The following is a 23,958-nucleotide window of genomic DNA, read 5'->3' as shown; positions in this document are numbered from 1 at the left end:
TTTTTTTATTAGGACGCATTGAATGATAAACAGGCCGTTAAAAGTCACAGGGGCAGTACTCCTTAGTCTAATGCTTGTCGCCTGCAGTAGCAGCGAAACACGTAAAAACTACGCAGATTTAGCACAAGATGAGCTTGATATCGTAAGCAATAAAAAAGATGCTCAATGGCATGAATTAGATAACATTGCCCCAGTAAGCTATTTAACAGATTTGATTCAAGACCCTCAACTAGATTCACTTATCGAACTAGCTCTTGAAGCAAATCCAAGTTTGAAAAAGACACAGCTAACACTTCAAGCCAGTTTATGGAGTATAAAAAGCCAAAAAGGTGAATCACTACCAAATGTGGAAGCAGGATTTTCAGCTGGTAAATCTGAAGGAAGCACTGCCAGTTACGAAGCCGATGTAAGTATTAGCTGGGAACTCGATTTATGGCGAAAATTAGCGCTATCAGAAGAAGCTTCTGAAAAGTCTCTTGCTAGCGACGAAGCCCTTTATCAAGCAAGTAGAGATACGTTAGTCGCCAACGTTATTAAATCTTGGCTTGCTATGACTGCAAACTATCGAGCAATAGAAATTGAAAAAAAACGTCTCGCATTATTAGATGCTAATGAAAAGCTCATTGTAAAACGCTTTAAAAATGGTCTTGGTGATTTAGAAGAATTAGACGAATCTCGAACTTCAACGTCTCAATCAAAGTCTGATTTAGTGGAATACCAAGAAATACTGGCCATCGAAATTCGTAATCTAGAGCTTTACCTTGGCACATCAGACACTTTAGATATAACACCTAATGCAGAATATCCAAACGTGAGTTTGTCGCTAAATGGTTTACCCAATCAAACACTCCACCGCAGACCAGATTTAAAAGCCGCTTATTTAGACATAGAAGCTGCGGACTTAAATACGTCTGTTGCTTATAAAGATATGCTTCCCAGTATCAGCCTAAGCGCCACTCTAAGTGAAACCGCTGAATCCCCTATGAAAGCATTATTTGGCTCCCCTATTTGGTCACTATTAGGTCAGCTAACTCAACCTCTTTTTAACGGGGGTCAATTAAAAGCTGCAGCTGAAATTGCCAAATTAGAAACGGCGCAAGCATTCCAAAATTATAGAGAGACACTACTTACAGCGGTAAACGAAGTGGAAAGTGCACTGGGCCAAGAACGAGTACTAGGATTACAAACCAGCCATATTCGCGATGCTCTTATCAGTTCTAAGAAAAATCTAAGTCAATATGAGAAAAAATACCGCACGGGGTTAGTAGAATTGAGTGACTTAATAAATGCGCAAACCACAACTTTTGATCTAGAAGCACAACTAGACGATATTATTTTTCAACATTTATCAAACAGAGTCGACTTAGGGCTCGCATTAGGGCTTGGAGTAAAAGAACAATGAAACGCCAACTAAAATGGTTTATTTTAATTTTAGCTCTGCTATCAATTGCTGGCGTCTATGCTTACATCAATTATGCTGTTGAAGCTCAAAATAACAAAGTCCGTCAACCTAAACCGGAAGCGGCTGAACAAGCTTTAGAAATTTCAGTAATGTCTATTAATACAGGCACTTATGCTGCTGAAATAAGCTCATCAGGCTTAGTTAAACCAAGATATGCTCTCTCTCTTACGAGCCAAATTAGTGGTGAAGTGACTCAACTATCTAATCAGTTTGAATCAGGTCAAATCATACAAAAAGGCCATACACTCGCTATAATTGATAATAGTGAGCTTAGTAGTTTAGTTGCTAGTGCTAAAAATACTTTAGCCAGTGCAGAACTCGCTTTGAAGGAAGAGTCCAGACAAGGTGAACAAGCTAAAGCTGAATGGAAAGCCGCAGGGTTCCGTGAAGCACCAGACTCTGACCTAGTATTACGCGAACCTCAACTAGCCGCCGCTCAAGCAGAAGTAGATGCCGCAAAAGCTGCTCTAAACAGTGCGCAAACTGATTTAAAGCATGCAAAAATCACTGCGCCATTTGATGCATTAATCATTGAACGTACAATATCACCTGGCTCTTATGTTAGCTCAGGTGACGAAGTCGGTACGTTATACAGCGTCGATCGAGCAGAAATCCAGATTGACCTTTCCAACAGCGATTGGCTAAAACTACCGGACACTCAAACCCTGTTACAAGGTGATTGGCCAGTATCCATTAAAAACATTGAAGACAACGCGCAGTGGCAAGGAAAAATATTACATGTGAGCCTGCACATAGATGACACCACGAGAATGCGCAGTTTGACCGTATCCCTAGAAAAACCATTAGAACAAACACCGTCTTTGATTCCGGGCTCTTTTGTACAAGTCACATTAAAAGGGAAACCTTTAGATAAACTATGGCGCTTACCTAATACTGCGCTTAGTAAGAAAAGTGAAATTTGGTTCTTAGACGAAAATAGCCGTCTTGATGCTTTTGAAACTACGCCGCGCTTTGTTGATTCAAAATACGTTTACATTGAAATACCTGAAGATATGCAGCAAAAAAGTTATCAAGTACTAACTAAGCCTTACAATAGCTATATTAAAGGGACGTTAGTTGAGCCTTTATCAGAACCTGATTCGCCATCAATATCAACGAGCAAGTCAATAAAAAAGGGCACTAATCAATGAGCTCTATTGATCAACCAAAAGGTATTATCCCTTGGTTCGCTAACAACCCAGTTGCCGCTAACTTACTGCTCATTCTGATGATTACCCTTGGTGTCGTAAACATGGGATCAATCAACAAAGAAGCTTTTCCTAGTCTATCTCCCAACCGTGTTTCAATTTCTGTTAGTAATGACAGCGGCTCAGCAAAAGAAAATGAAGAAGGTGTTGCCATCCCTATAGAACAAGCATTACAGGGAATATCTGGCATTAAAAACATAACAACATCTTCTTCTGCAAGCTCAACCAGCGTTAGTATTGAAATGATCGACGGTTATGACATCGACACATTAAAAGATGATGTAAAAGAAGAAGTTGATCAAATTACATCTTTTCCTGATGATGCAGATCCTGCAGTTGTGTCCAAAGCAACGAGAGAGGAGCACTCTATTTGGATTCAGCTTTATGGACAAGCTGATCGCAGGACTTTGCAAACATTAACTGATGAATTAGAGTCGGATTTACTCGCCAATGAAGATATCAGTGCGACCTCTATTTCTGGTTGGTTAGACCCAATAATGAAAGTAGATGTGGACAAAAATAAACTTGAGTCATACGGTTTGACACTTACCGATATTGCTACCGCAATTAATGCTGAATCCTCTACGGCAAAAGTGGCAACATTGCGTAATGAAAATATTTATCTTTCCATTAGCGCCTCTGAACAAGCTTATATAAAAAGCCAGTTCTCTCAGATTCCTATTCAAACAAATTCAAATGGCGGCAAACTTTTACTCAGCGACATAGCCACTATCCGAGACACTTTTGATGACGATGATTTTGTTTTATCACGCTTCAACCAACAAAACAGCTTGGCTATTCAAGTCTTAACAACTGGTACCAGTGACATTTCAAACTCAGTCATTGCGGCCAAGTCTGTTATTCAAGATTGGGAAGATAGTGGGCGACTACCACCAAATGTCACATTAGGTACCTGGTATGATCGAAGTGAATCAATCAATGAGCGCTTAGAACTCATGATAGAAAATGCCATTACAGGTATTTTCTTTGTGTTTGTCTTGTTGGCGATATTTCTCAATGTCACCGTAGCATTTTGGGTGGCTATGGGCTTGCCATTTATTTTCTTCGGTACGCTCTTTATCATGGGTACAGAAAGCATTGGTCTAACTTTAAACATGTTTACCACTTTCGGCTTTATTATGGCACTTGGTATCGTTGTTGATGATGCAGTGGTGGTTGGTGAAAGCGTTTACACTGTTAGATCAAAAGAAGGTGATACGCTCGGTAGCACTATAAAAGGCACTATGTTGGTAGCGATTCCAACTCTATTTGGTGTATTCACTACCGTGGCAGCATTTTGGGCTCTGTCCAATATTGAAGGTCGCTTAGGCCAACTTTATTCGCAATTTGCCATTGTCGTCGCGATTTGTCTTGTACTCTCTGTGATTGAATCGAAAATCATTTTACCCGCACATTTGGCTCATATTAATACGCAAAAATCGACTCGAACGAATCCGATATCAAGAGCTTGGGCAATGGTCCAGCACGGTGCTGACTCAGGTTTACAGTGGTTTAGTGATCGTATCTATCGTCCAGCTATTGAAATCGCCTTAAATCACAGGTATGCCATTTGTTTATTTTTTATCGCTATTTTTTTGCTAGTGATGTCTATGCCGTTTACGGGGGTAATTCGTACAAGCTTCTTCCCTCAAATTCCTGGAGACACTGTTCGCGGCAGTGTCACCATGCAAAACGATGTGAGCTATGGGCAAACTAATCGAGTGCTATTGGCACTCGAAGATGCAGCTTATAGAGCAGATATTGCTTTACGTACAAATACGGGCGAACGTCGTGGTCCATCAAAAGCAACAACTCAAGATGCTGAAAAACGTACAGAGTTTAATGCCGAGAGAAAAACTGCCAAACCACAAGCAAAAGGCGATGTGGCAATACAAAACCTTCAAGTAACAGCCAGTGATGACCAATCCGGTAATATTCGCATTGAGCTGGTGACAGACAGACCTTATACCTCTGCTCAGTTCGCTACTAAATGGCAGCAACTGGCAGGCACACCTGAAGGTGTTGAGAACTTAAGAATTCGTAGTGCTCGTGAAAGCGTTGATGCCTTAAGAATAGAATTACGAGGTAATGATGCCAGTGTCTTAGAAGGGGCAATGACAGAACTGTTAAGACAATTAGAAACGCTACCGGCTGTAACGGGCATAGAAAAAAATGATACGCCTACAGAGTCCCGTTTAGTCTTAAAACTGAGTGAACAAGGCCGCTTATTAGGTTTATCGACAAGTGATCTGGCGTCTCAAATTTCGACTAACTTTGACGGCCAAGAAGTTCAAAGCTACCAACGAGATAATTCAGAAGTAGAAGTTCGACTGGGTTATCCAAACGAGCAGAAAGAGTCCCCTGCTGCTGTAATGAATACTAAAATAGTCCTAGATGATGGAACTCGTATCCCCCTTTCTTCTGTGGCAACATTATTCCAAGAGAACGCGGAAACAAAAATCATCCGCATAGATGGTAAGCGCTCTTTGTACTTATCCTCCGAGGTGGATAAAGACATTATGTCTTCAACGGAAATAGTTGCTTATTTACAGCAAGCGGTTGTGCCTCAAATGAAACGCCAATTTACTGGTGTCTCTGTGTATTTCTCTGGTGAAGCAGAACAAAGAGCGGAAACTCAATCGTCAATGTCTGAGATGTTTCTCATAGCACTTCTGATCATCTATGGCCTATTGGCGATCCCGCTCAAGTCTTACTCTCAACCATTGATTATCATGATGGCGATTCCATTCGGCATTATAGGGGCATTACTAGGTCATTGGATGAACGATCTCACACTTGGTATTTTTTCTCTCAATGGAATTCTTGCCCTCAGCGGTGTGGTGGTAAATGACAGCTTATTACTAGTATCTCGATTCAATGATTTACGTGACGAAACCAATGATGTGAGAAAAGCAATAAGCCTTGCTTGTAGAAGCCGATTACGAGCTGTATTACTGACTTCGTTTACAACCTTTGCTGGATTGATTCCCATTCTTTGGGAGACATCTCGTCAAGCTCAAATGCTTATTCCTGCTGCGGTATCTTTAGCATATGGCATCATGTTCGCTACAGTTATTACGCTAGTGCTCATTCCTGTATTGCTAATGATAAAAGAAGACATACATGTATTTATAGATAAATTTAAAAATACAGAGGACGATTCATCAACAGCAGAAATCAAACTTACATAAGCAGTTCATACTGTAAAAAAGCCCCTTCAGATTTTAGTCTAAAAGGGCTTTTAAATATTTTTCTAGGTGTAAATTAAGAATCTATTAACTAAGAAAATGATTTACTCTTGAACATCCATATATTTGGACGCAAAAGCACGATTTTCTTTTAACGTAGAATAACGCGTCGATAACTCAGAAGCGTTTAAAGTCCCTTCTGCAATACCACGTTGTTCACGCAAACAATCATAAGTTGCTTTAATGGCTGCAAAATAAGCTGCATGGCCATTCACTATAATACGAACACCATTCGCAGCAAGACGGTCTCGATCACTTAATTCAGGGTTATCATAAGATACCAGCATCACTGGAATGGAAATATGTTGAGTAATAGCTTCCAAGTGATCAAAATCACGAATACCCACCATACAAATGCCGTCAACACCAACCGCTTGATACGCTTTAACACGCTCAATCGTTTCTTCAGTAGTCAATTGGCCTGCATTCGTACGAGCAATAATACTCATTATTGGATCAATACGAGCTTCCAGCGCTGCTTTTAATTTACCAACGGCTTCTTCAACGGGAATCAAGTCCGTTGACTTATGACCATACTTAGCTGGTAGCAAAGTGTCTTCAATAGTTAATGCAGCCACACCTGCTCGCTCTAATTCAACGATGGTACGCATTACATTTAGTGCATTACCGTAACCATGGTCAGCATCCGCAATAATAGGCAATCTTGCGACACGACCAATACGCGTTGCTTGTTCAGTAAACTCACTTAAAGTAATCAAAGCAAAATCAGGGGCGGCTAAAACTTGAAGTGAAGCGACTGAGCCACCCAAAATACCCACTTCAAAACCAAGATCTGCAGCGATACGAGCAGACATAGGATCAAATGTAGATGCTGTGTAATAACATTTGCCACTTGCTAACAATGCACGAAAGTCATTGCGCAAATCATGTTGAGACGGTGTTGCCATAAAACGGACCTCTAAAAACTGTCATAAAATTAGGTAAACTCAATATACCGTCATTATACAAGCCTTCTGAGTTAGCTTCATTAAGCTTTGACCAAATAGTTATATTTTCTAATAAAATGGAAATGTAGTTAAAATATTTTTTATCAACATTAGCTTCCATTGATATCTGATCTTTTATGCTCGAAATAGGTATTTTTTTATTATTTAAAGCAATGACTACCCTAAGAAAAAGAGGTTTGATATAAATTAGATTTATCCAGATACTTTTATGATCAAGGATTAGCGCTTTCAATAATAGCTTGATCGATTTCCAACCAGAACAAGCCGTGACAGCTATGTAAACTGGGTATAAAATGCCTCGCTATAGCTCCTCTTGCAAAATTGTCTTACCCAATTATAACTTTATCAAAGTAAAGGCTCAAAAAATGAACGCTTGGTACCTCATCTGTTTCTTGTCAGCATTGGCTGTTCTTATCGCTTTTACCAATCAATTCATATTGAAAATGCAAACCACCATTGCTATTACTACTGGCTCAGTGGTGATCTCATTGCTGCTAATTATTGCGGTAAAAATGCTGGGGGATGAAACTGCCCTTTTTATTACCCAAGTGGTTTCGGGAATCGATTTTAATCAGTTACTGCTTAAAGGAATGCTAGGCTTTTTACTTTTTGCTGGGGCATTAGAAATAGATCTAACCGCATTGAAAAAACAACGTTGGGAAATTACCATATTAGTGCTTTTTTCTACTCTTGTTTCAACCTTCATGGTCGGTTACCTAAGCTACTATATATTTGCTCTACTTAACTTCCCTATTCCTTTTATTCACTGCCTATTGTTTGGCGCTCTGATCAGCCCTACCGACCCGATTGCAGTATTAGCAATCATTAAACAAATGAATGCGCCAAAAGGTATTTCTATTCAAGTGGAAGGTGAGTCACTTTTTAATGATGGTGTGGGTTTGGTCATTTTTACAACCATATTCGCTGTCGCATTTTATGGGACTGAAGCCAGCTTCAATGATATAGCAGAGCTATTTTTAGTCGATGCCATTGGTGGTATTTTATTCGGCCTTGTTATTGCGGTAGTTGGTCATTTTACTATTATCAATTGCAAGGATGTGAATACCCGCTTGCTTGTAACCTTAACGATTCCATCGGCTGGTTTTGCTTTAGCTAATATCTGGGAGATTTCTGGTGCATTAGCCATGGTTACAAGCGGAATTTTATTAGGCAACATAACTCGTAACAAAGCATCCGAGCGTCGCGGGCCTGACGGTACTCGCTACGTAAAAGATTTTTGGCATGCTACTGACAGCTTCTTAAACGCCTTACTTTTCCTCATCATAGGTATGCTCATCGTAACCATGCCATTATCTTGGGAGATAATTGGCTTTGGCTTAATTATGGTGCCGGTTGTTTTATTTTCTCGATTTATCAGTGTAGGCAGCCCTTACCTAATATTTAAACGCTTCCGGCAATATGATAAACACTCAGTAAAGATTTTAACTTGGGGTGGATTACGAGGCGGATTGGCTTTAGCTATGGCAGCAGCTATTCCTTCAGATACAGTCCAAATACAAGGATTAGACTTGCATGACATAATGGTTATTATTACTTACGTGGTTGTCATTTTTTCCATCATAGTACAAGGTTTAACCATCTCACCTTTGATACAAAAAAGTATTAAAGCGGCAGAAGAGAATGCCAAAAACGGTTAATTTTGATATTCAACGACAAAGTATACGTTCGGGTGTTTATAAAAAAGTATGAGGGTTAAAAGGAGCATGATGGTTTTCTTCAATAAATGCGTAATGCTTATCATGATAACTGGCTTCTTATCTGCTTGCGCGTCACAATCTGCTTTAGAAAAGTACCAAACCAAGGCAAATGAAGGCGATATACAAAATCAGCTAATGCTTGCAGAGCGTTACTACTTCGGCGCAGAAGGCATCCCTCAAGATAAAGGCAAGGCAATACTATATTATCGCTTAGCAGCCGAGGCAGGCAGTGACTCCGCGGCATTTAACTTAGGTATTATTTATCAACAGGATGGTGACTTTGATCAAGCCGTCTATTATTACGAAATGGCATCCGCTGCTAACAATTTTGCAGCACAAGATAACCTTGCGGTTATGTACCAAGACGGTGCTGGTGTTGAAAAAGATATCACTAAAGCAGAGGAGTTGTATTTATTAGCTCTATCTAATAGAAGTACATACAGCAAAAGAAATTTAGCTATTTTGTACCGAGACAGCCAGCAGATCGAAAAAGCAATCGATATGTTTAAACAGTTGTCTTTTGATCCGACAACTAAAGACAATTCATACAAATTCAAAAAAGCCGTGGCTCTTGAGCTCATGGATCTTTTCCTTACCCAAGATAACAAGGAAAATGCTTATATCTGGGGAACTACCGCCGTATTGTCAGGCTTATTTGATTCAGACATTGTCAACTTAGCCGCAAAGCGCACTCGTTATTTAGCAGTTCGAAATGCACTAGACGATGAGCTCAAAAACAAACTTTCAAAAAATATTCTGCAATATCACTATAAAGCGTTTCAGCAATATGAGCCTGCAGTTCAAAAGTATCAGAGCCTTATTATCGATGACGAATACAGTGACCTTTCTATCAGCCAATTAACAGAATTCACTGACTATAAAGCAGAAGTAAACAAAAAAACATTCGCCTCAATTAATCGCTATAAAGATCAAGATGACAAGACCTCTCGCATAAAGCTAGCGCTTCATACATTAAAATTGGCCGCCTATGAAATATCTATTGGCGTGATATCACCTCAACTACAGATGGCCAAAATAAATATAGAAAAAAGCATTTCTATATTAAGTGGCTATAGCGACAGTAATCTTAACAACTTAAAAGACAACACCAAGCTAAAGCTATCAGTTGTAGAAATTGTGTCTGATTACCAGCAAAGACTTAAAGAAGAACAAAACAATACAAAATAAGAAAAGCCTTGTCTGGCTAATAGAAGATAGCTTTGCTATACCTAACACTAATATAAAGTCAAAAACCTATTACTGTAGAATATAGTACTATTTTATTAAACGTATTGAATGAAATAAAAAATGAATATTTCAAAGAAACTTATACTCATTGTTATTCTAACGGTAACAGTCGCAAGTGTTACTATTTTTTCTGCTTTTGAGATAGCCAAAGGCGCTAAATTCCACCAGCTCAACTTTCTTCATTTAAAGTACATTAATCAATTAACCAAATCATTTGAAAGTATTAGGCAGGGAGCTCCCATTAATACAAATACAATAAAAAAAGATATCTTAGTGATTAGACAGCAACCAATTGAATGTCTTCTACAAGCTAATGTATTAAACAAATTTATAATGAATATTATTAATACCAGTCAAGCTCTGACGATATGTAAAAAAGACATTATGATTGCAAACACCGCTTTAGAGTCTATATCACAATATGAAAATTCAGAAATCACCCGAAATGAATTTATCACTGGACTTGAGCACGCTATTTATAATTTCAACAAGAATTCAAATGAATTCGAACAACCTATCAATAAAACCGTAACATTTATATTAATAACTCTAATTCCTTTAGTTTTAATAATTTCAATGTTAAACATCATTATTATTAGTTATTTGTCTCGTACCATCTCCAGCTCTATTCGTAACTTAACCATACTTTTATCAAGTAAGTCGAAAGATAATGCTAATCTAGACGACGACCTTGAGAGCAATACAACTGACGAGCTAAAAGCATTAATCATAGCGGCAAAGCAACGTATAAAAAAAGATTTACTTAACTTGGAATTTAGTAAAGAGCTACAGGCGATTGTGAAGACTCAAACCGCCTCATTACAACAAGCCAATGATGAACTTGCCCAGTTCGCCTATCGCGCATCACATGACTTAAAATCACCGTTATCAGGTGCTAAATCATTAGCTCAATTTATCATTCAAGACATCAAAACTGGAGATACTGATGAAGCCATCAATAACGCGAAAAAAATTCATCAACAAATGGAAAAACTTGAAAAATTAGTCATTGATATATTAGCCCTAGCAAAAGCAGATATTGGCAGTGAAGACGTCACTAAAATAGACTTTGATCAGCTTATTGTTGATATGACAGAACGCTTAGACTGGCTTATAAAAGACAACAATTGCACCTTTGAGGCAACGATGCGGCTGTCAAAAACCATTACGTCAGAAAAAGCTCGTTTTGCTCAAATCATCGAAAATTTGGTTTCTAACGGATTAAAGTATCATGATAAGAATAAAGCATCCTCTTATGTTAAATGCGACATTTTTGACCGTGGTAATGAGTTAATTATTATTGTTTCTGATAATGGTTTAGGTATTCCAAAACAATACCAAAGCCAAGTATTCGATATGTTTAAACGTTTTCATGTCGATACCAGTAGTGGGTCAGGAATTGGAATGGCACTTGTTAAAAAACACATTGAATATTTTGATGGTGAAATTTCATTAGAAAGCTCGACTGCAGGAACTACATTTAAAGTCACGCTACCGATGGATAAAATAGTATGAACACAATTAAGCCACCTATATTAATCATCGACGATGATGAAGTAGATCGTTATGTTCTTAAAAGATTAATTAAAGAAACACAATTACCACTCAATATTTTTGAAAAAAAAGATGGTCAGGAAGCCTTAGATTTTTTACAAAATTATGAAGAAAATAAAAAAGAAGACCCAGATGGCTTCCCTCCTGTGTTGATTTTTTTAGACATCAATATGCCCAGAGTTAATGGTATTCAGTTTCTAGAAGAATTTGCCAAGCTGAGAGAAATTATTGAAGTCGATTCTTGTGTTGTTATGATGTTTAGCTCTTCTGCACGGGAAGAAGAAAAAGAAAAAATAATGACCTATGATTTTGTTAAAGACTATCTGGTTAAGGGATCTTTTAAAGCAGATGAGCTTAAAGAAAAGTTATTATCAATAATCGATTTTTCCTTATATGAAAACTAAAAATAAAAAAGACTAAGATAATCACTCTTAGTCTTTTTTATTTTGCTGTTAATTATTGCCTCTAATTACCAGTCGCCTCATACATACATACATACATACATACATACATACATACTTGAACTTCAATTGCTATATAATTGGGCATCAACGTACAACTGACCTGCTTTCGTTGACTCAAGGCTTGTCATCACGCGGTATGTATCACCCAATTTTGGCTGTGCTAGAACGTGACTTGGCTCGCCACTTAATTGAATAACACCTTTATTTAGCACCTCTAAATTATCACAGAATTTAGCTGCCAAATTGACATCATGTAGTGCAGCAATCGTAATGATCCCTTTCTCGATTGTATGCATTTTTACTAATTCAAGTAATGATAATTGATGATGCAAATCTAATGCACTGGTTGGTTCATCTAATAATACGACCTCAGGCTCAACCACAAGGATCCTGGCCATTGCTGTCAGTTGTTTTTGACCACCGCTAAGAGAAGATATATCTTTATCTGCTAAATGCTCTATGTGTAACAAAGATAAAATATTAGACACTCGATCTAAATCCTCTGACTTTACACGCCAAGCAGATTGTTGTTTTAATGATAACAATACAGATTCAAATACAGACAAAGCGACGTTGGCATGAAACGACTGAGGAAGAAAGGCCACTCTTCTGGCTCTCTCTTTGCGTGAAGATTTCAGCAAGTTATCATCAGACAAAGTGATGTCCCCACCAGTTACTTTTATTATGCCTGCGATAGACTTGAATAAAGTCGACTTACCTGCCGCGTTTGGTCCTAGTAATGCGGTGAAGGAACCTTTTTTTAACTCATTTATCGACAATTTTTTTAAGACTTCATGCTTGCCGTAATTCACTTCTAGGTTTGTAATGGACAAACTCATGGTAATCGCTCCTTAGAATGCCTAATGATAATCGCAATGAATACGGGCACACCAATAAGAGCCGTGATAATGCCAATCGGATAGATAATCCCAGGGGTAAGAGACTTACTCACAATAGAAGTAATACTTAACATCAAAGCACCTGTCAGAGCAGACAAGGGCACAAAATAGCGCTGATCTTCACCAACTAATAAACGCGCAATATGAGGTCCAACCAAACCAACAAAACCAATTGTGCCAACAAACGCCACGGCGGTTGCAGCAAGCAATGAAATACAAACTAGCATTTCAATACGTAAACGGGCTATGTCGACCCCCATACTTAATGCGGTTTCTTCACCTAATCTTAATGCCGTTAATCGCCATGTTCTTAACATGCAAAAAGGTAAAATAGTGAACAGACAAGCTGCCCCCCAACCAAGCTGAGTCCAGCTCGCTCGAGCTAATGACCCCATCATCCAAAACACAATACGTTGCAACTGAGTTTCAGACGCGCCATATTCCATCATCGCAAGCATGGCATTAAACGCGAAAAAAATCGCAATACCAAATAGCACAATAGATTGTGTTCCAACGTTTTTAAGTCGCATCATCATTAGCAACACAATGCAGGTAACCAAAGCAAACAAAAATGCATTTAGTGTGACTAAAATAGAACCTACATTAGGCAAAACTCCAACGCCCATTACAATTGCTAAAGCTGCGCCAAAGCTTGCTGCCGACGACACACCTAAGGTAAAAGGTTCTGCTAAAGGGTTATTTAGCAAGGTTTGCATCAAAGCGCCAGCCACACCCAACATAGCACCAACCAAAATAGCCGTCAGCGCAACAGGTAATCGATAATCCCAAATGATGACTTCTAGTTGAACACCATGTGAAGATTTATCAAGTAAGACGTCCATAACAGTAGAGAAGGAAAACTCACCTGGACCAATGGAGAGGTCTAAAACACCGCTTAACAAAACACAAAAGGCAAGTAAGCTTAAGAAACGTATTTTTTTATAAGATCGAGCTTGAAAGTTTTTGCTTGTATCGACACTTGAATTGTTTGATAAAGCTGAAGCGTCAGGATCAAGAGAAGATCCATGAAGTTGTGTCATCTTGTATATCCACGATTGAATGAATGAACTTTGCCCATCGACTTAAATTTCAAATCGACAGGCAAAATCAGATAATAGTCAGTGTGCTAAATTGTGTTAATTCAGCTGCGTCCAGAACACACCACTTAGATCAATCGGTAGATATTTATCATGTAGCTCTTTGAAGTTTGCTTGTGGGTCTAAATCTTTAAACTCTTCTGGATAGAACCATTTAGCAAATACTTGCAACGCAATAAAATGGTAAGGACTGTTATAAAATTGATGGTAGATAGAATAGAACTGCTTGTTTTTAACAGCACTTAACTCACTCCAGCCTTTACGATCAGCCAATACTTGAAGTCTTTTTTGAGCAAGCTCTTCAGTCGCTTCATAGCCAAACAATACAGCGTTTGTATTAGGTTTAGCTTCAGACCAGTTAGCGCCTGTTCCTATAATGAAATCAAGCTTTTCAGTGAAGATTGCTTCAGGATTAACGTTTCCAGAGAAACCAGGAAATTTACGACTTCCCCAGTTAATTCCACCCGCTTCGTCAACAAGACGACCAAGGTTTGCAGCACCAAATGTACTACAACATTTACCAGGGTTAAAACCAGCAGCGCGCTCAATAAAGACGATAGGACGATCTTCTAAGCTGATTTTTTCAACGACATTTCTGACTACACGCATTTGCGAAACGTAGTAATCAATAAAAGCATTGGCTTCTTTTTCACGGTTTAATACTTTACCTAGCATCAACAAACTAGGTACGGTGTTTTGTGTTGGCCGCTGACGAAAGTCAACAAACACAACTTTTACACCCGCTTTTTCTAATTTTTCTAACAAACCGCTTTCTTGTGCTTTTAATAAATTACCAAGGTTCAGAATAAACAGATCCGTACCAAGTGTAATAATTTTTTCTAAACTGTAATCACCAGAATATGGGCTACCTAGATTTTCAATTTTTTCTATTTCAGGAAAGGCTTTTAAGTATTTTCGGTAAGCGTCAGGATCGTATTGGATTAAATCGTCTTTCCAGCCAACCACTCGTGACAATGGGTTTTGTTTATCTAATACCGCAAGGCTGTACGTTAATCGTCCTTCACCTAGTACGATTTTATTTATATCACTAGGGTCTAAGGTTACCTGTCTACCTGCAACATCGGTAACAGTAATATTGGCAGCATTGGCTTGACTTGCACTTATCAAGACTGACAATCCAAATGCAGAAACTACTAAAAACTTTTTCATCAATGAAAGTTTATTACTGAACATATTTATATTCCGTCATTTTCGGTAAAAAAACAGCATATATAAAAACCGCAATAATGTAAATGGTAATCGTTACCATTATTATTAATGATAAATTATCAATCAAAAAAATACCCTGCTTCTAAGAAAAACAGGGTATTTATGGCGCTATTAAGTTGAATAACTAAAACACTTTAATATGAAACGTTAAGTTAAGCGGTCTCGTTAACCACAATAACTTTTCTATGAGGAAACGGAATTTCAATTCCATTCTCATCCAATGCTTTTTTGATTAATTCTGGCACGCTATATAAGACATTAAAGTAATGCTCACCTTTACAGAAAGGACGCACGATAAAATCAACAGAACTATCATTCAACGTTTCTACTTCGACGAAAGGCGCTGGAGACTTAAGAATATGTGGATGGTTGGCCAAAACTTCATCAATAACCGCACGTGCTTTATCAGTATTCTCAACATAAGCAACACCGAAGTGCATATCAACACCACGCTCACTGTAATGAGAGTGATTAATAATTTGGTTACCCCAGATTTGACTATTTGGAATAATAATTTGTTGGTTATCGAAAGTTTGCAAAATAGTCGTAAACATATCTATTTCTGTTACGTTACCAAAACGATCTGCTGCATCAATAAAATCGCCGACTTTATAAGGACGGAAAATAAGTAACATCACGCCAGCCGCTAGATTAGACATAGCGCCTTGCAGTGCTAGTCCAATAGCTAAACCTGCAGCGCCTAATAGAGCGACAATTGAAGCCGTTTGGACACCAAAACGATTTAATACAGCAATAATAACAAAAGCTAAAACGATGTAACGAGCAACACTACCTAAAAATCGAAACAAGGTATCATCAAGCTGCTCGTGTTTTTTACTAATACCTATAACCATTTTATTAGCACTATTGGCAAGCCATAGACCGATGAACAAAATCACCATAGCCAGAAGAAGGTTAGTAGCCCAGTCTAATGCGACAGGAAAATATTGGTTAATATCTAAATTTTCTAATAGTTCCGACATGAAAGTCATCCTTAATTTATAAAGAGATTGCTGTTACTGACATTAAGATTGAGCGTCAGGTAACAGACGCGACGGAATATTAAATTTAAGTATCTTTAATGTGAAGATAAGTTTCGTGACAATTTGTGCAAAAAAAATGCATAAAGTAACATTTCTAGATAACAACAGAATGTTATCGATTCAACGTCCTTGCAATATCTTTCGCTATTGAGTCAATGACATGATTAAACCAGCTACTGGAAAGAGTTTGTACCATGGTTGAATAGCCATCAGACTTTAATATATCTTTTACAGAAAAAGTATTTGAAATAGATAATTCACCTAATTCAGATATCAACTGCCAGCGACCAGAAATATGAATAACACCATCTAAATCAGCATAAAAATCGTCCACATCGATACTTAATGTAGCGATAGCATTTGCTGGTAATCGTTGACCACCAAACCAAGTAATATTGGGCAGTGTTTTTTCTAGCCGCTGTTGCGTTAACCTAGTCAATTGAGGTGATAACGTCTCAGCCCATAAGTTACTTTTTGATCTATGCACTGAACCTTGTGTCGTAACTAGAACGATTTCATTACCGGCTAGATAATTCGCCACATAGACAGGCATCAACTGCACAGCTATTACTGGTGTAGCTTGAGCCTCTACATCGCTTAACTCTGCATCCATTAATAAGTATTCATTACTAGGAGCTACTGGAGCAGCGCAAGCCGTGACCAACCAAGCTATAACAACCATTAAAAACATTCGCCATTTCATAATAATATAACTACCTTCTCTTTAAATTATTTAGCCGCTTTAGGCTGTATATCAGAACGGTTTGTGGTGTCAAAAATCAACGTACTTGGATTCTCTCTTAACTGGCGTAGTAAAGGTTGAAACTCATTTAACGCTCGCCCTAATGACACCATATTTTCACGTAGCGGTCGGCCTATTTGTCCATTTGCTTGATATGTTTGTAACGTCAAATTAAGCTCTGCCATAACACTAGAGATATCTTCAGGTAACTGTTGTGTTTCTGTTTGTTCAAGTAATAACTGAACACTTTCACTCATCGCTTGTAGCTGACGTAACGTTTCACTTGCTTCATTCATCGTTTGACCGAGTTTCTGAAAAGTATCTTTCAGTGGCACCTCTGCAAGATTATCCAACAAATTAGCAACTTTACCTTCAAGATTCGCTAATGAATCAGGCCCAGTAGGAAATACTTGATAGCCTTCAAATTTACTCGGCTTAACGGGAGGGGGGTTATCCATAAAATCGAGTGTAATAACTTTAGCAGCATTAAGGTAATTACCTATTTCTAGCCTAGCTCTTAGTCCTTTTTCAATTCTATCGCCTAATAACTCTTCCCACTTATGTACAGAGACATCTCCCGATACCGTCAATGCATTGAGTCGTTGCGGCTCTATTCTTGCAAGTACAGGAATAACTGGACGACCTTCAGAAGACAGACTGCCTATCCCTCCTCCTGTGAAAGGCACTTCCAATACGGTACCAACTCTAACACCGCGAAAGTTCACATTCGCACCTGGAGTAAGGCCACTAACATTAGCGTCGAATAGAAAGACATATTCAATCGCTTCTTCATAAGAATTATTATCAGCGTCTTTCTTTGAGGCAAACAATGAAAAAGAGGCTAAATCTTTAACCGGTATTCCTGCCGCTTTTCCTTCTCGTAATCCGAATGAGATACCACCTAAAAGAAAGGTTTCTAATGAGTCCAATGTTAATTCAAAGCCTTGCGCTGAGCTTTTAAAAGAAACTCCCGGTGTTATCCAGAATTGAACAGCGCTATTCACCAACGCATCATAGGGCGGCTGCACTACTACACGATAAGTAATCGATCCAGTATTTACATCAAAGCCTACTTCTTCGACGTAGCCTACTTCGTATCCTCGAAAGTGAACCAAGGTACCTATTCCTAATTTTGCACTATCGGTACTATGCAATAGGATCCGAATACCCTCTTTTGTAGTCGACAAAGGTGGTTGACTCAATAAGGTAAAGTCAGAACTCTCTTCACCCTGCTCTCCCGGTGACATATCAATATAAGCACCTGATAATAAGGTACCTAAACCACTAACGCCTTCCTTTCCTATACGCGGTTTAACAACCCAAAATTTGGCATCTTGACGGAGCATTTTTTGCGTACCTTGATTCATACGAACCTTAATAATCGCTTTATCATAATCATCACTAAGACGGATATTAACCACTTGACCAACATCTACATTACGAGCTTTCAGCTTAGTTTGACCTGCCTCAAGCCCTTCGGCATTAGGTGCAATTAAGGTAATAAGAGGTCCTTGGCTTGCCCAGTTCTGATAGAGCATCCAGCTCGCCACTAAAATAGCAACCAGCGGCACAAGCCAGATAGAGTTAAAACGGACACGTCTAAGACTTTCGACATTTTTACGATCTTCTATCACTCGTTTTTCTCCAAAAGTGTCGGCTTTATAGCCTTATTTTTATCCCACAATAACCTTGGATCAAAGGTCTTTGCCGCTAAAATAGTTAAAATAACAACAGCAGCAAAAGACAATACAGCAGGACCTGGCAGAATTGAGATGAAATTTCCCATCTGCACTAACCCTGTTAATACAGCCACTACAAAAACATCAATCATTGACCAGCGCCCAACGACTTCTGTCATTCGATACAGCCATATTTTTTGCAGTAATTCACGTTCCGTTGGATAATAATATTGCCAACACAGCCAACTAAGTGACACTATTTTCGCAATAGGAATCACAACACTCGCCAAAAAAATCACAATAGCAACTGGATATGACCCCAAAGACCAAAGTAAAAAAACGCCCCCTATAATGGTGGATGATTCAGTCATACCTAAAAAAGTAGTTTGCATGATAGGAAAAAAATTGGCGGGGATAAACATAACCACACTGGCAATCAAAAAAGCAATAGTACTGACCAAACTCTGAGGCCGACGACTGTGAACAGAATGCCCACAACGGCTACAATGACACGCAGCACCGTCCAATGTCGCACCACAAAAATGACAACCAATAAGAGACTGATTCCTCGCACTCTCAAGGTTTTCACTAATGACATGATTTGGCCCTGGCCCTGCTACTTTGTTCCAGAGCCAGCGGCGATCTACTAAACTGACCGTCTTTAATAAAAATATAACATAGGCGCAAAAAGCCAGAAATGAAAGCCCAAGTTCTATGTCTGCCAAGCTGTTCATTTTGACTAAGGCAACAAGAATTCCAACAAGGAAAACATCTACCATTAACCAAGGCTGAATGACTATAATCCAACGAATCAAATAACGCTTTAATGACACTGTTAAATAACGATTATGAAAGGATAAAGCTAAGCCTAATATGGCTGAAAGATACACGATAGGAAATACAAACAACGCCAAGCTAATGATAATACTTAATATTAAATTGTCTTGGAGAATAAGAACGGTGACCATGTTATACAGAGTGATATCCCGTTCGAAGCCACTGCTTGAAAAACCTAAAAAAGGAAATATCAACGCAAAAAACAGCATCAGCAGAGATGAAAAAGCCATACCTAAAAGACGTGGGGCAGCGTGCTTATGGACATTCAGTAGAACACAATTACAACGTACGCATTTAAAACGCTCTCCCACAGTTAAAGGTGGTATACGATGCAATAAATCACACTCATCACAAGCGGTTACATTTTCATAAAACAACGAATAACTCATACTATTCCATAATAAAGATCCGAGCCCTTTGTATGTAACACAAAAACATTACATACCAACACCTTATCTAGGACACTCCATTTTCAATAAGGTTTAACATTCATTTTTTATTCTAATATTTTTACAGTCATGCTCAAAGGCCATTCATTCTATACTTGATATGTCGTCCTCAATAAAAAATACAAGAAAAAACTTACCACTTAGCTACAAATAAAAAGCCATAGTCTCAACATAAGACCATGGCTTTTCTAAAATATCATAGAACCTTTATAGCTTAGTCACCAAAAAGAGTAAAATCGGTTTATCAATTCAACTCTTGTTTCATTTCATATGTAACAGGGACCGACTTCCAACCATCAATATTTGTATCCACTTCTGCCTCTATACTAACATCGACAGAAACAGGCTCTGAGCCAATTAATAAGCGATACAAGCTTGTTCCCATATCACTCACACCAATAGATAAAGGGATGGAAATAACACGAAATTCACCTTGCGGTAGATTGATGGTTTTTATGTTGCCTCCACCAAGTGATTTACTTTCTACGTCTAACTGATATGTAACATCATTAAGATTAATATCAAAGACATTAGGGTTCATGACTTCTAAATCCACACTCAATTTAACACCACTAAAGCCAATTGAATCGACGTTTAAATTTTTAAATGTCACCTCTGGCTGTTTTGGAATCGGCAAAACACCTGAGTACTCAACTGGCATATCGATACTACCAAGTACAGGAAGATTAACCGCAACCTTACCTTGAACACCATAATCAACTTCAGTTTTATCACCCAAGCCACGCATACTCGAGAGAATTTCATCAAAGGTTAAAGTAACAGGTAATTGAACACGATTACTGCCTTTGGCAGGTAAAGTAAGACTCGCATCGGGCTGTCCAATCGAAGCAACAGTACTGTTATCAATCAGTAAATCTAAATCGAATCCGGCTGCCTTTAATGCGAATGAATTTGGGTTATATACTTCAATCCCTACTAATAATGTCACCGTTTCCATCGATATATCACCAATAGAAACCGAGGTTACAGAGGCATTAGGCTTACTAGCATCTAATGTATTTTTAAAAGTGGAGCAACCTGTTAAAAACACAATTAATGCAATAAAACCTATTCTTAAAATCATACTTTACCCATGTTATGTATTTTTTTAGTTATTTTTCACTAAGAACAGATGGAACATAACCCTGTATACGCATAGGCAGCAGGCCCACAAAATGAACCCTTACGGTTTGCCAATATATGGACAATAACAATAAAGAAGCGCCCATAACGACACCTGTTAAAGCGAAACTGTAGCCAACACCGCCGTAATTTTCGATCAAACTAGAAAGCGCATAAATAACATATATTAGCGAAGATACCATAAAAGCACGGCGATCAATTGCAATTGAAATACTTGTCATCAAGACATATAAAATTACAATCAACAACATACTACCAACACTTTCATCGCCATCTAATACACCGAGCCCCCAAAAAATTGGATGAATGATTAAAGGGGCAGACAAAAGATGCAACCAGAAAGCTATATCCGATTTGCGTGTAGTCCGAGTTATATCTGACGAGTCCCAATACATCGCACATGTGAAGGCGATACAACCACACAAAAATAAAGCCACCAGCAAAATATCCGTATTGTAAGGAAATATACTCTGCACAATTGCAACTAAGAAAGCCAAGCCAACACTTGTCCCAACAGCGACAGTAATAGGCACGTTAAAGCGTCTCCAATGACAATATGCAGCTAAAGCTGATAATGCCGTAGATGCAATAACAGAGTAGCCAACATCAGCATTATAGGAATAATTTTCAACCCCGAAAATACTTTCTGATAACATAAATATGCCGCCAATGAAGGCGAGTAATAGCATAATAGCAGGCAGTGCCATCTTGCGTTTTAATACAAAAATCTCAGCCAATCCCCAAGACAATGCAGAAAAAACAAAATAGCCAACACTACTATCAAACGAGTTAAGCACCCAAAGTGATGAAAATAACAACAAAGCACAAGCAATCACAATAAAGATATCGTTAAAACCTCCGACCAAGCGGAAGTTTTCTTCATCAACAGAAGGCGAGTGATTAGAGCTCTCAATCAGATGGCGAAATTCCTCAACAGAACCTGTCGAGAATATCCCTTTTTTAACCGCCAAATTTAAATCTTCATCTGTGTACATAACTACCCTTTACTCCTTAAGCATGACATTTATTTTCAACTACAAAAAAACGGCTTCTATTTAGAAACCGTTTTAAAAATCACTATCAAACATAAAGCGTATGCCTGACGCCAACGTGTTTGAACATCTTACTATGCCTTATTTTTGATGGGAACTACCACCGCCACCACTTCCACCACCGCCATGCCCATGTCTAGCACATGCAGTAACACTCAAAGCTAATACGGCAATGCAAACAAGAACACTCAAACGCTTAATTATATTCATAATAACTCTCTATCAAAATTTGAAGCTTTATCATATGAAGATGATACATTTCATACAATAGACAATAGAATACAGTGTCAAAATCCTCTTATTTTCAACAAAAAATTATCCTAAAACTGACACTTAAGTCACTGTATTATTCAGATTTGGCAATATTCACTTCTTCTTTTTTTATAAATTATTACTTAAGAATATAGAATGACAACAGCAAGAAGCCGCAACTATTAAGGCGCCAAGTATATCTTTCACTTCCCTGATAATAAGAACATACTCATATGGTTACCCATTTAGGCATTTCCGTTTATATGCATATGCGTAACACAGCCCTTATGTTGGCTAAAACCGACCTAGGTTAATATAGTGATAACGAATGGTGAATATCATGAGCAAGGGTCAAGACAGTAAAAAGAATTCCAAAAAGAAAGCGCTTCTAACACCGAAAGAAAAGAAAGCGGCAAAAGCCACTAAAAAATCTACCGTCAATGTTTTAGGTAATTAGATCTAGCTGCTAATAAGCCACCGTGACTGACACCATGGTGGCCTTTCAGACCTTGTATTTATCCATTATTAAACACGAACTAAGGACGCGAAGATTTTTTTCCTCTTGGAGGTCGATTACCGCTTCCCTTGGTAGAGCCTACTGGTTTGCCGTTTGATGCAGGTTTACTGCTAGGACGCTTTTTACTAGGATGCTTACTATTAGGTTTTGGAGCATTTGGGTTGCTCTTGTTAGGATGCTTTGTATTTGAACTCTTATCTTCAGCAAAAGGCCGCCTATCTTTGCTTTTCGATGTACTCGTAGGCTTACGTGCTTCGACTTTAGTATGTTTAGTATTGCCTTTCGAAGCTCCTATAGATGTTGATGACGTATTAGGCCGAGAGGTTTTTTTCTGTGTCGTACGTGATTTTTTCGCAGACACACTACTTTCAGAAGATGATGTTTCTACAGACTCTAATAATACACTTAACTCTTTTTCTGTTAAGTCACGCCACTCACCCACAGAAACACCTTTTAAGCTCACATTCATAATGCGCGTTCGCTCTAACTTCATTGCTTCATAGCCAAAATGCTCACACATACGACGAATCTGACGATTTAAGCCTTGAACTAACGTAATATTAAATACGTTTGCCGCCACTTTCGTCACTGGGCATTTTTTTGTCATAGTGCCTAAAATAGGAACACCACCAGCTAAGCCTTTAATAAAGTCATCGGTGATCGGTTTGTTTACTGTGACTAAATATTCTTTTTCGTGATTGTTACCTGCACGTAGCACCTTATTTACAAGGTCGCCATTATTTGTCAGAAATATCAAACCTTGAGAATCTTTATCTAAACGGCCGATAGGAAAAATACGCGTACTATGGCCAACAAAGTCGACAATATTGTCTTTTTCTGAGCTTTCCGTAGTGCTCACGATACCAACAGGTTTATTCAATACGATAAACACAAAATCATCAGCATCTTGAGGTTCGATAAGCTGCCCATTTACTTTAACCGTATCACCTGCGGCAACTTGATCACCTATTTTGGCACGTTTGCCATTAATGAAGACATTACCTTGTTCGATAAAACGGTCCGCATCTCTTCGAGAGCAGATGCCACTTTCACTGATGTATTTATTTAAACGAGTAGATGAAGCGTTAAACATAAGGTGCCGTCTTGATCTTAATTATTGAGAGTTTAAAGCCTTTTATAAAAAACGG

General features: G+C 38.3%; 19 protein-coding genes. 7 read left to right on the top strand and 12 right to left on the bottom strand.

Annotated elements, in window-relative coordinates; all coding sequences use genetic code 11:
- Positions 1-22: 22 nt before the first annotated feature.
- The 3 genes from IF202_RS03525 to IF202_RS03515 are packed head-to-tail and all read left to right on the top strand — an operon-like array spanning position 23 to position 5,861.
- A complete protein-coding gene (locus tag IF202_RS03525) occupies positions 23-1,402 on the top strand; it encodes a TolC family protein (RefSeq protein WP_191593472.1) in 1,380 nt (459 codons plus the stop codon).
- Positions 1,399-2,613 carry an efflux RND transporter periplasmic adaptor subunit gene (locus tag IF202_RS03520; protein ID WP_191593471.1) on the top strand — a complete coding sequence of 405 codons (1,215 nt, stop codon included), beginning with the start codon at positions 1,399-1,401 and terminating at the stop codon, positions 2,611-2,613. The genes IF202_RS03525 and IF202_RS03520 overlap by 4 nt, the downstream gene beginning before the upstream one ends.
- Positions 2,610-5,861: an efflux RND transporter permease subunit gene (locus IF202_RS03515; protein WP_191593470.1), complete on the top strand. Its 3,252-nt coding sequence runs from the start codon at positions 2,610-2,612 to the stop codon at positions 5,859-5,861. The genes IF202_RS03520 and IF202_RS03515 overlap by 4 nt, the downstream gene beginning before the upstream one ends.
- Positions 5,862-5,962: 101 nt before the next feature.
- On the opposite strand, the gene IF202_RS03510 is transcribed toward IF202_RS03515, so the two are convergent.
- The gene (locus IF202_RS03510; protein ID WP_191593469.1) at positions 5,963-6,826 is read right to left on the bottom strand and encodes an isocitrate lyase/PEP mutase family protein; all 864 of its coding nucleotides are present in this window, start codon (positions 6,824-6,826) and stop codon (positions 5,963-5,965) included.
- Positions 6,827-7,251: 425 nt separating this feature from the next.
- Between IF202_RS03510 and IF202_RS03505 the strand changes: the two genes are divergently transcribed.
- The 4 genes from IF202_RS03505 (at position 7,252) to IF202_RS03490 (ending at position 11,810) form a co-directional block, all read left to right on the top strand.
- Entirely contained in the window at positions 7,252-8,544 is a 1,293-nt protein-coding gene (locus IF202_RS03505) for a cation:proton antiporter (RefSeq protein WP_191593468.1), read from the top strand.
- A gap of 66 nt (positions 8,545-8,610) precedes the next feature.
- Positions 8,611-9,792: a tetratricopeptide repeat protein gene (locus IF202_RS03500; protein WP_191593467.1), complete on the top strand. Its 1,182-nt coding sequence runs from the start codon at positions 8,611-8,613 to the stop codon at positions 9,790-9,792.
- A 120-nt stretch (positions 9,793-9,912) separates the two neighbouring features.
- Positions 9,913-11,367, top strand: coding sequence for a sensor histidine kinase (locus IF202_RS03495; protein ID WP_191593466.1), 1,455 nt, complete (start codon positions 9,913-9,915; stop codon positions 11,365-11,367).
- Positions 11,364-11,810 (top strand): response regulator, encoded by a 447-nt coding sequence (locus tag IF202_RS03490; protein ID WP_191593465.1) that lies wholly within the window; start codon positions 11,364-11,366, stop codon positions 11,808-11,810. Before IF202_RS03495 ends, IF202_RS03490 begins: the two co-directional genes overlap by 4 nt.
- 122 nt (positions 11,811-11,932) lie before the next feature.
- Here the strand turns inward: IF202_RS03490 and IF202_RS03485 are convergent, their stop codons facing one another.
- The 11 genes from IF202_RS03485 to rluF all read right to left on the bottom strand — a co-directional run bounded on the left by IF202_RS03485 (position 11,933) and on the right by rluF (position 23,903).
- Positions 11,933-12,709, bottom strand: a complete 777-nt coding sequence (locus IF202_RS03485; protein WP_191593464.1) for an ABC transporter ATP-binding protein — start codon at positions 12,707-12,709, stop codon at positions 11,933-11,935.
- Positions 12,706-13,809 carry a FecCD family ABC transporter permease gene (locus tag IF202_RS03480; protein ID WP_191593463.1) on the bottom strand — a complete coding sequence of 368 codons (1,104 nt, stop codon included), beginning with the start codon at positions 13,807-13,809 and terminating at the stop codon, positions 12,706-12,708. Before IF202_RS03480 ends, IF202_RS03485 begins: the two co-directional genes overlap by 4 nt.
- Positions 13,810-13,905: 96 nt before the next feature.
- Complete coding sequence (locus IF202_RS03475) at positions 13,906-15,060, bottom strand: ABC transporter substrate-binding protein (protein ID WP_191593462.1); 1,155 nt, start codon at positions 15,058-15,060, stop codon at positions 13,906-13,908.
- A 188-nt stretch (positions 15,061-15,248) separates the two neighbouring features.
- Positions 15,249-16,079: a mechanosensitive ion channel family protein gene (locus IF202_RS03470; protein ID WP_191593461.1), complete on the bottom strand. Its 831-nt coding sequence runs from the start codon at positions 16,077-16,079 to the stop codon at positions 15,249-15,251.
- A 172-nt stretch (positions 16,080-16,251) separates the two neighbouring features.
- Entirely contained in the window at positions 16,252-16,842 is a 591-nt protein-coding gene (locus tag IF202_RS03465) for a PqiC family protein (protein ID WP_206705351.1), read from the bottom strand.
- Between the two features lie 26 nt (positions 16,843-16,868).
- The gene (pqiB, locus tag IF202_RS03460) at positions 16,869-18,515 is read right to left on the bottom strand and encodes an intermembrane transport protein PqiB (RefSeq protein ID WP_191593460.1); all 1,647 of its coding nucleotides are present in this window, start codon (positions 18,513-18,515) and stop codon (positions 16,869-16,871) included.
- Complete coding sequence (locus IF202_RS03455; RefSeq protein WP_191593459.1) at positions 18,512-19,786, bottom strand: paraquat-inducible protein A; 1,275 nt, start codon at positions 19,784-19,786, stop codon at positions 18,512-18,514. The genes pqiB and IF202_RS03455 overlap by 4 nt, the downstream gene beginning before the upstream one ends.
- 304 nt (positions 19,787-20,090) lie before the next feature.
- Entirely contained in the window at positions 20,091-20,930 is an 840-nt protein-coding gene (locus IF202_RS03450; protein WP_191593458.1) for an NDR1/HIN1-like protein, read from the bottom strand.
- A 28-nt stretch (positions 20,931-20,958) separates the two neighbouring features.
- Positions 20,959-21,984 (bottom strand): hypothetical protein, encoded by a 1,026-nt coding sequence (locus tag IF202_RS03445; RefSeq protein WP_191593457.1) that lies wholly within the window; start codon positions 21,982-21,984, stop codon positions 20,959-20,961.
- Between the two features lie 138 nt (positions 21,985-22,122).
- Positions 22,123-22,251, bottom strand: a complete 129-nt coding sequence (locus tag IF202_RS17580; RefSeq protein ID WP_268926160.1) for a hypothetical protein — start codon at positions 22,249-22,251, stop codon at positions 22,123-22,125.
- A 578-nt stretch (positions 22,252-22,829) separates the two neighbouring features.
- Complete coding sequence (gene rluF / locus IF202_RS03440; protein ID WP_191593456.1) at positions 22,830-23,903, bottom strand: 23S rRNA pseudouridine(2604) synthase RluF; 1,074 nt, start codon at positions 23,901-23,903, stop codon at positions 22,830-22,832.
- Between the last annotated feature and the right edge of the window lie 55 nt (positions 23,904-23,958).

This window comes from Marinomonas colpomeniae (assembly GCF_014803385.1).
Classification (GTDB): domain Bacteria; phylum Pseudomonadota; class Gammaproteobacteria; order Pseudomonadales; family Marinomonadaceae; genus Marinomonas; species Marinomonas colpomeniae.
This window is presented reverse-complemented; position numbering and strand designations above follow the sequence as displayed.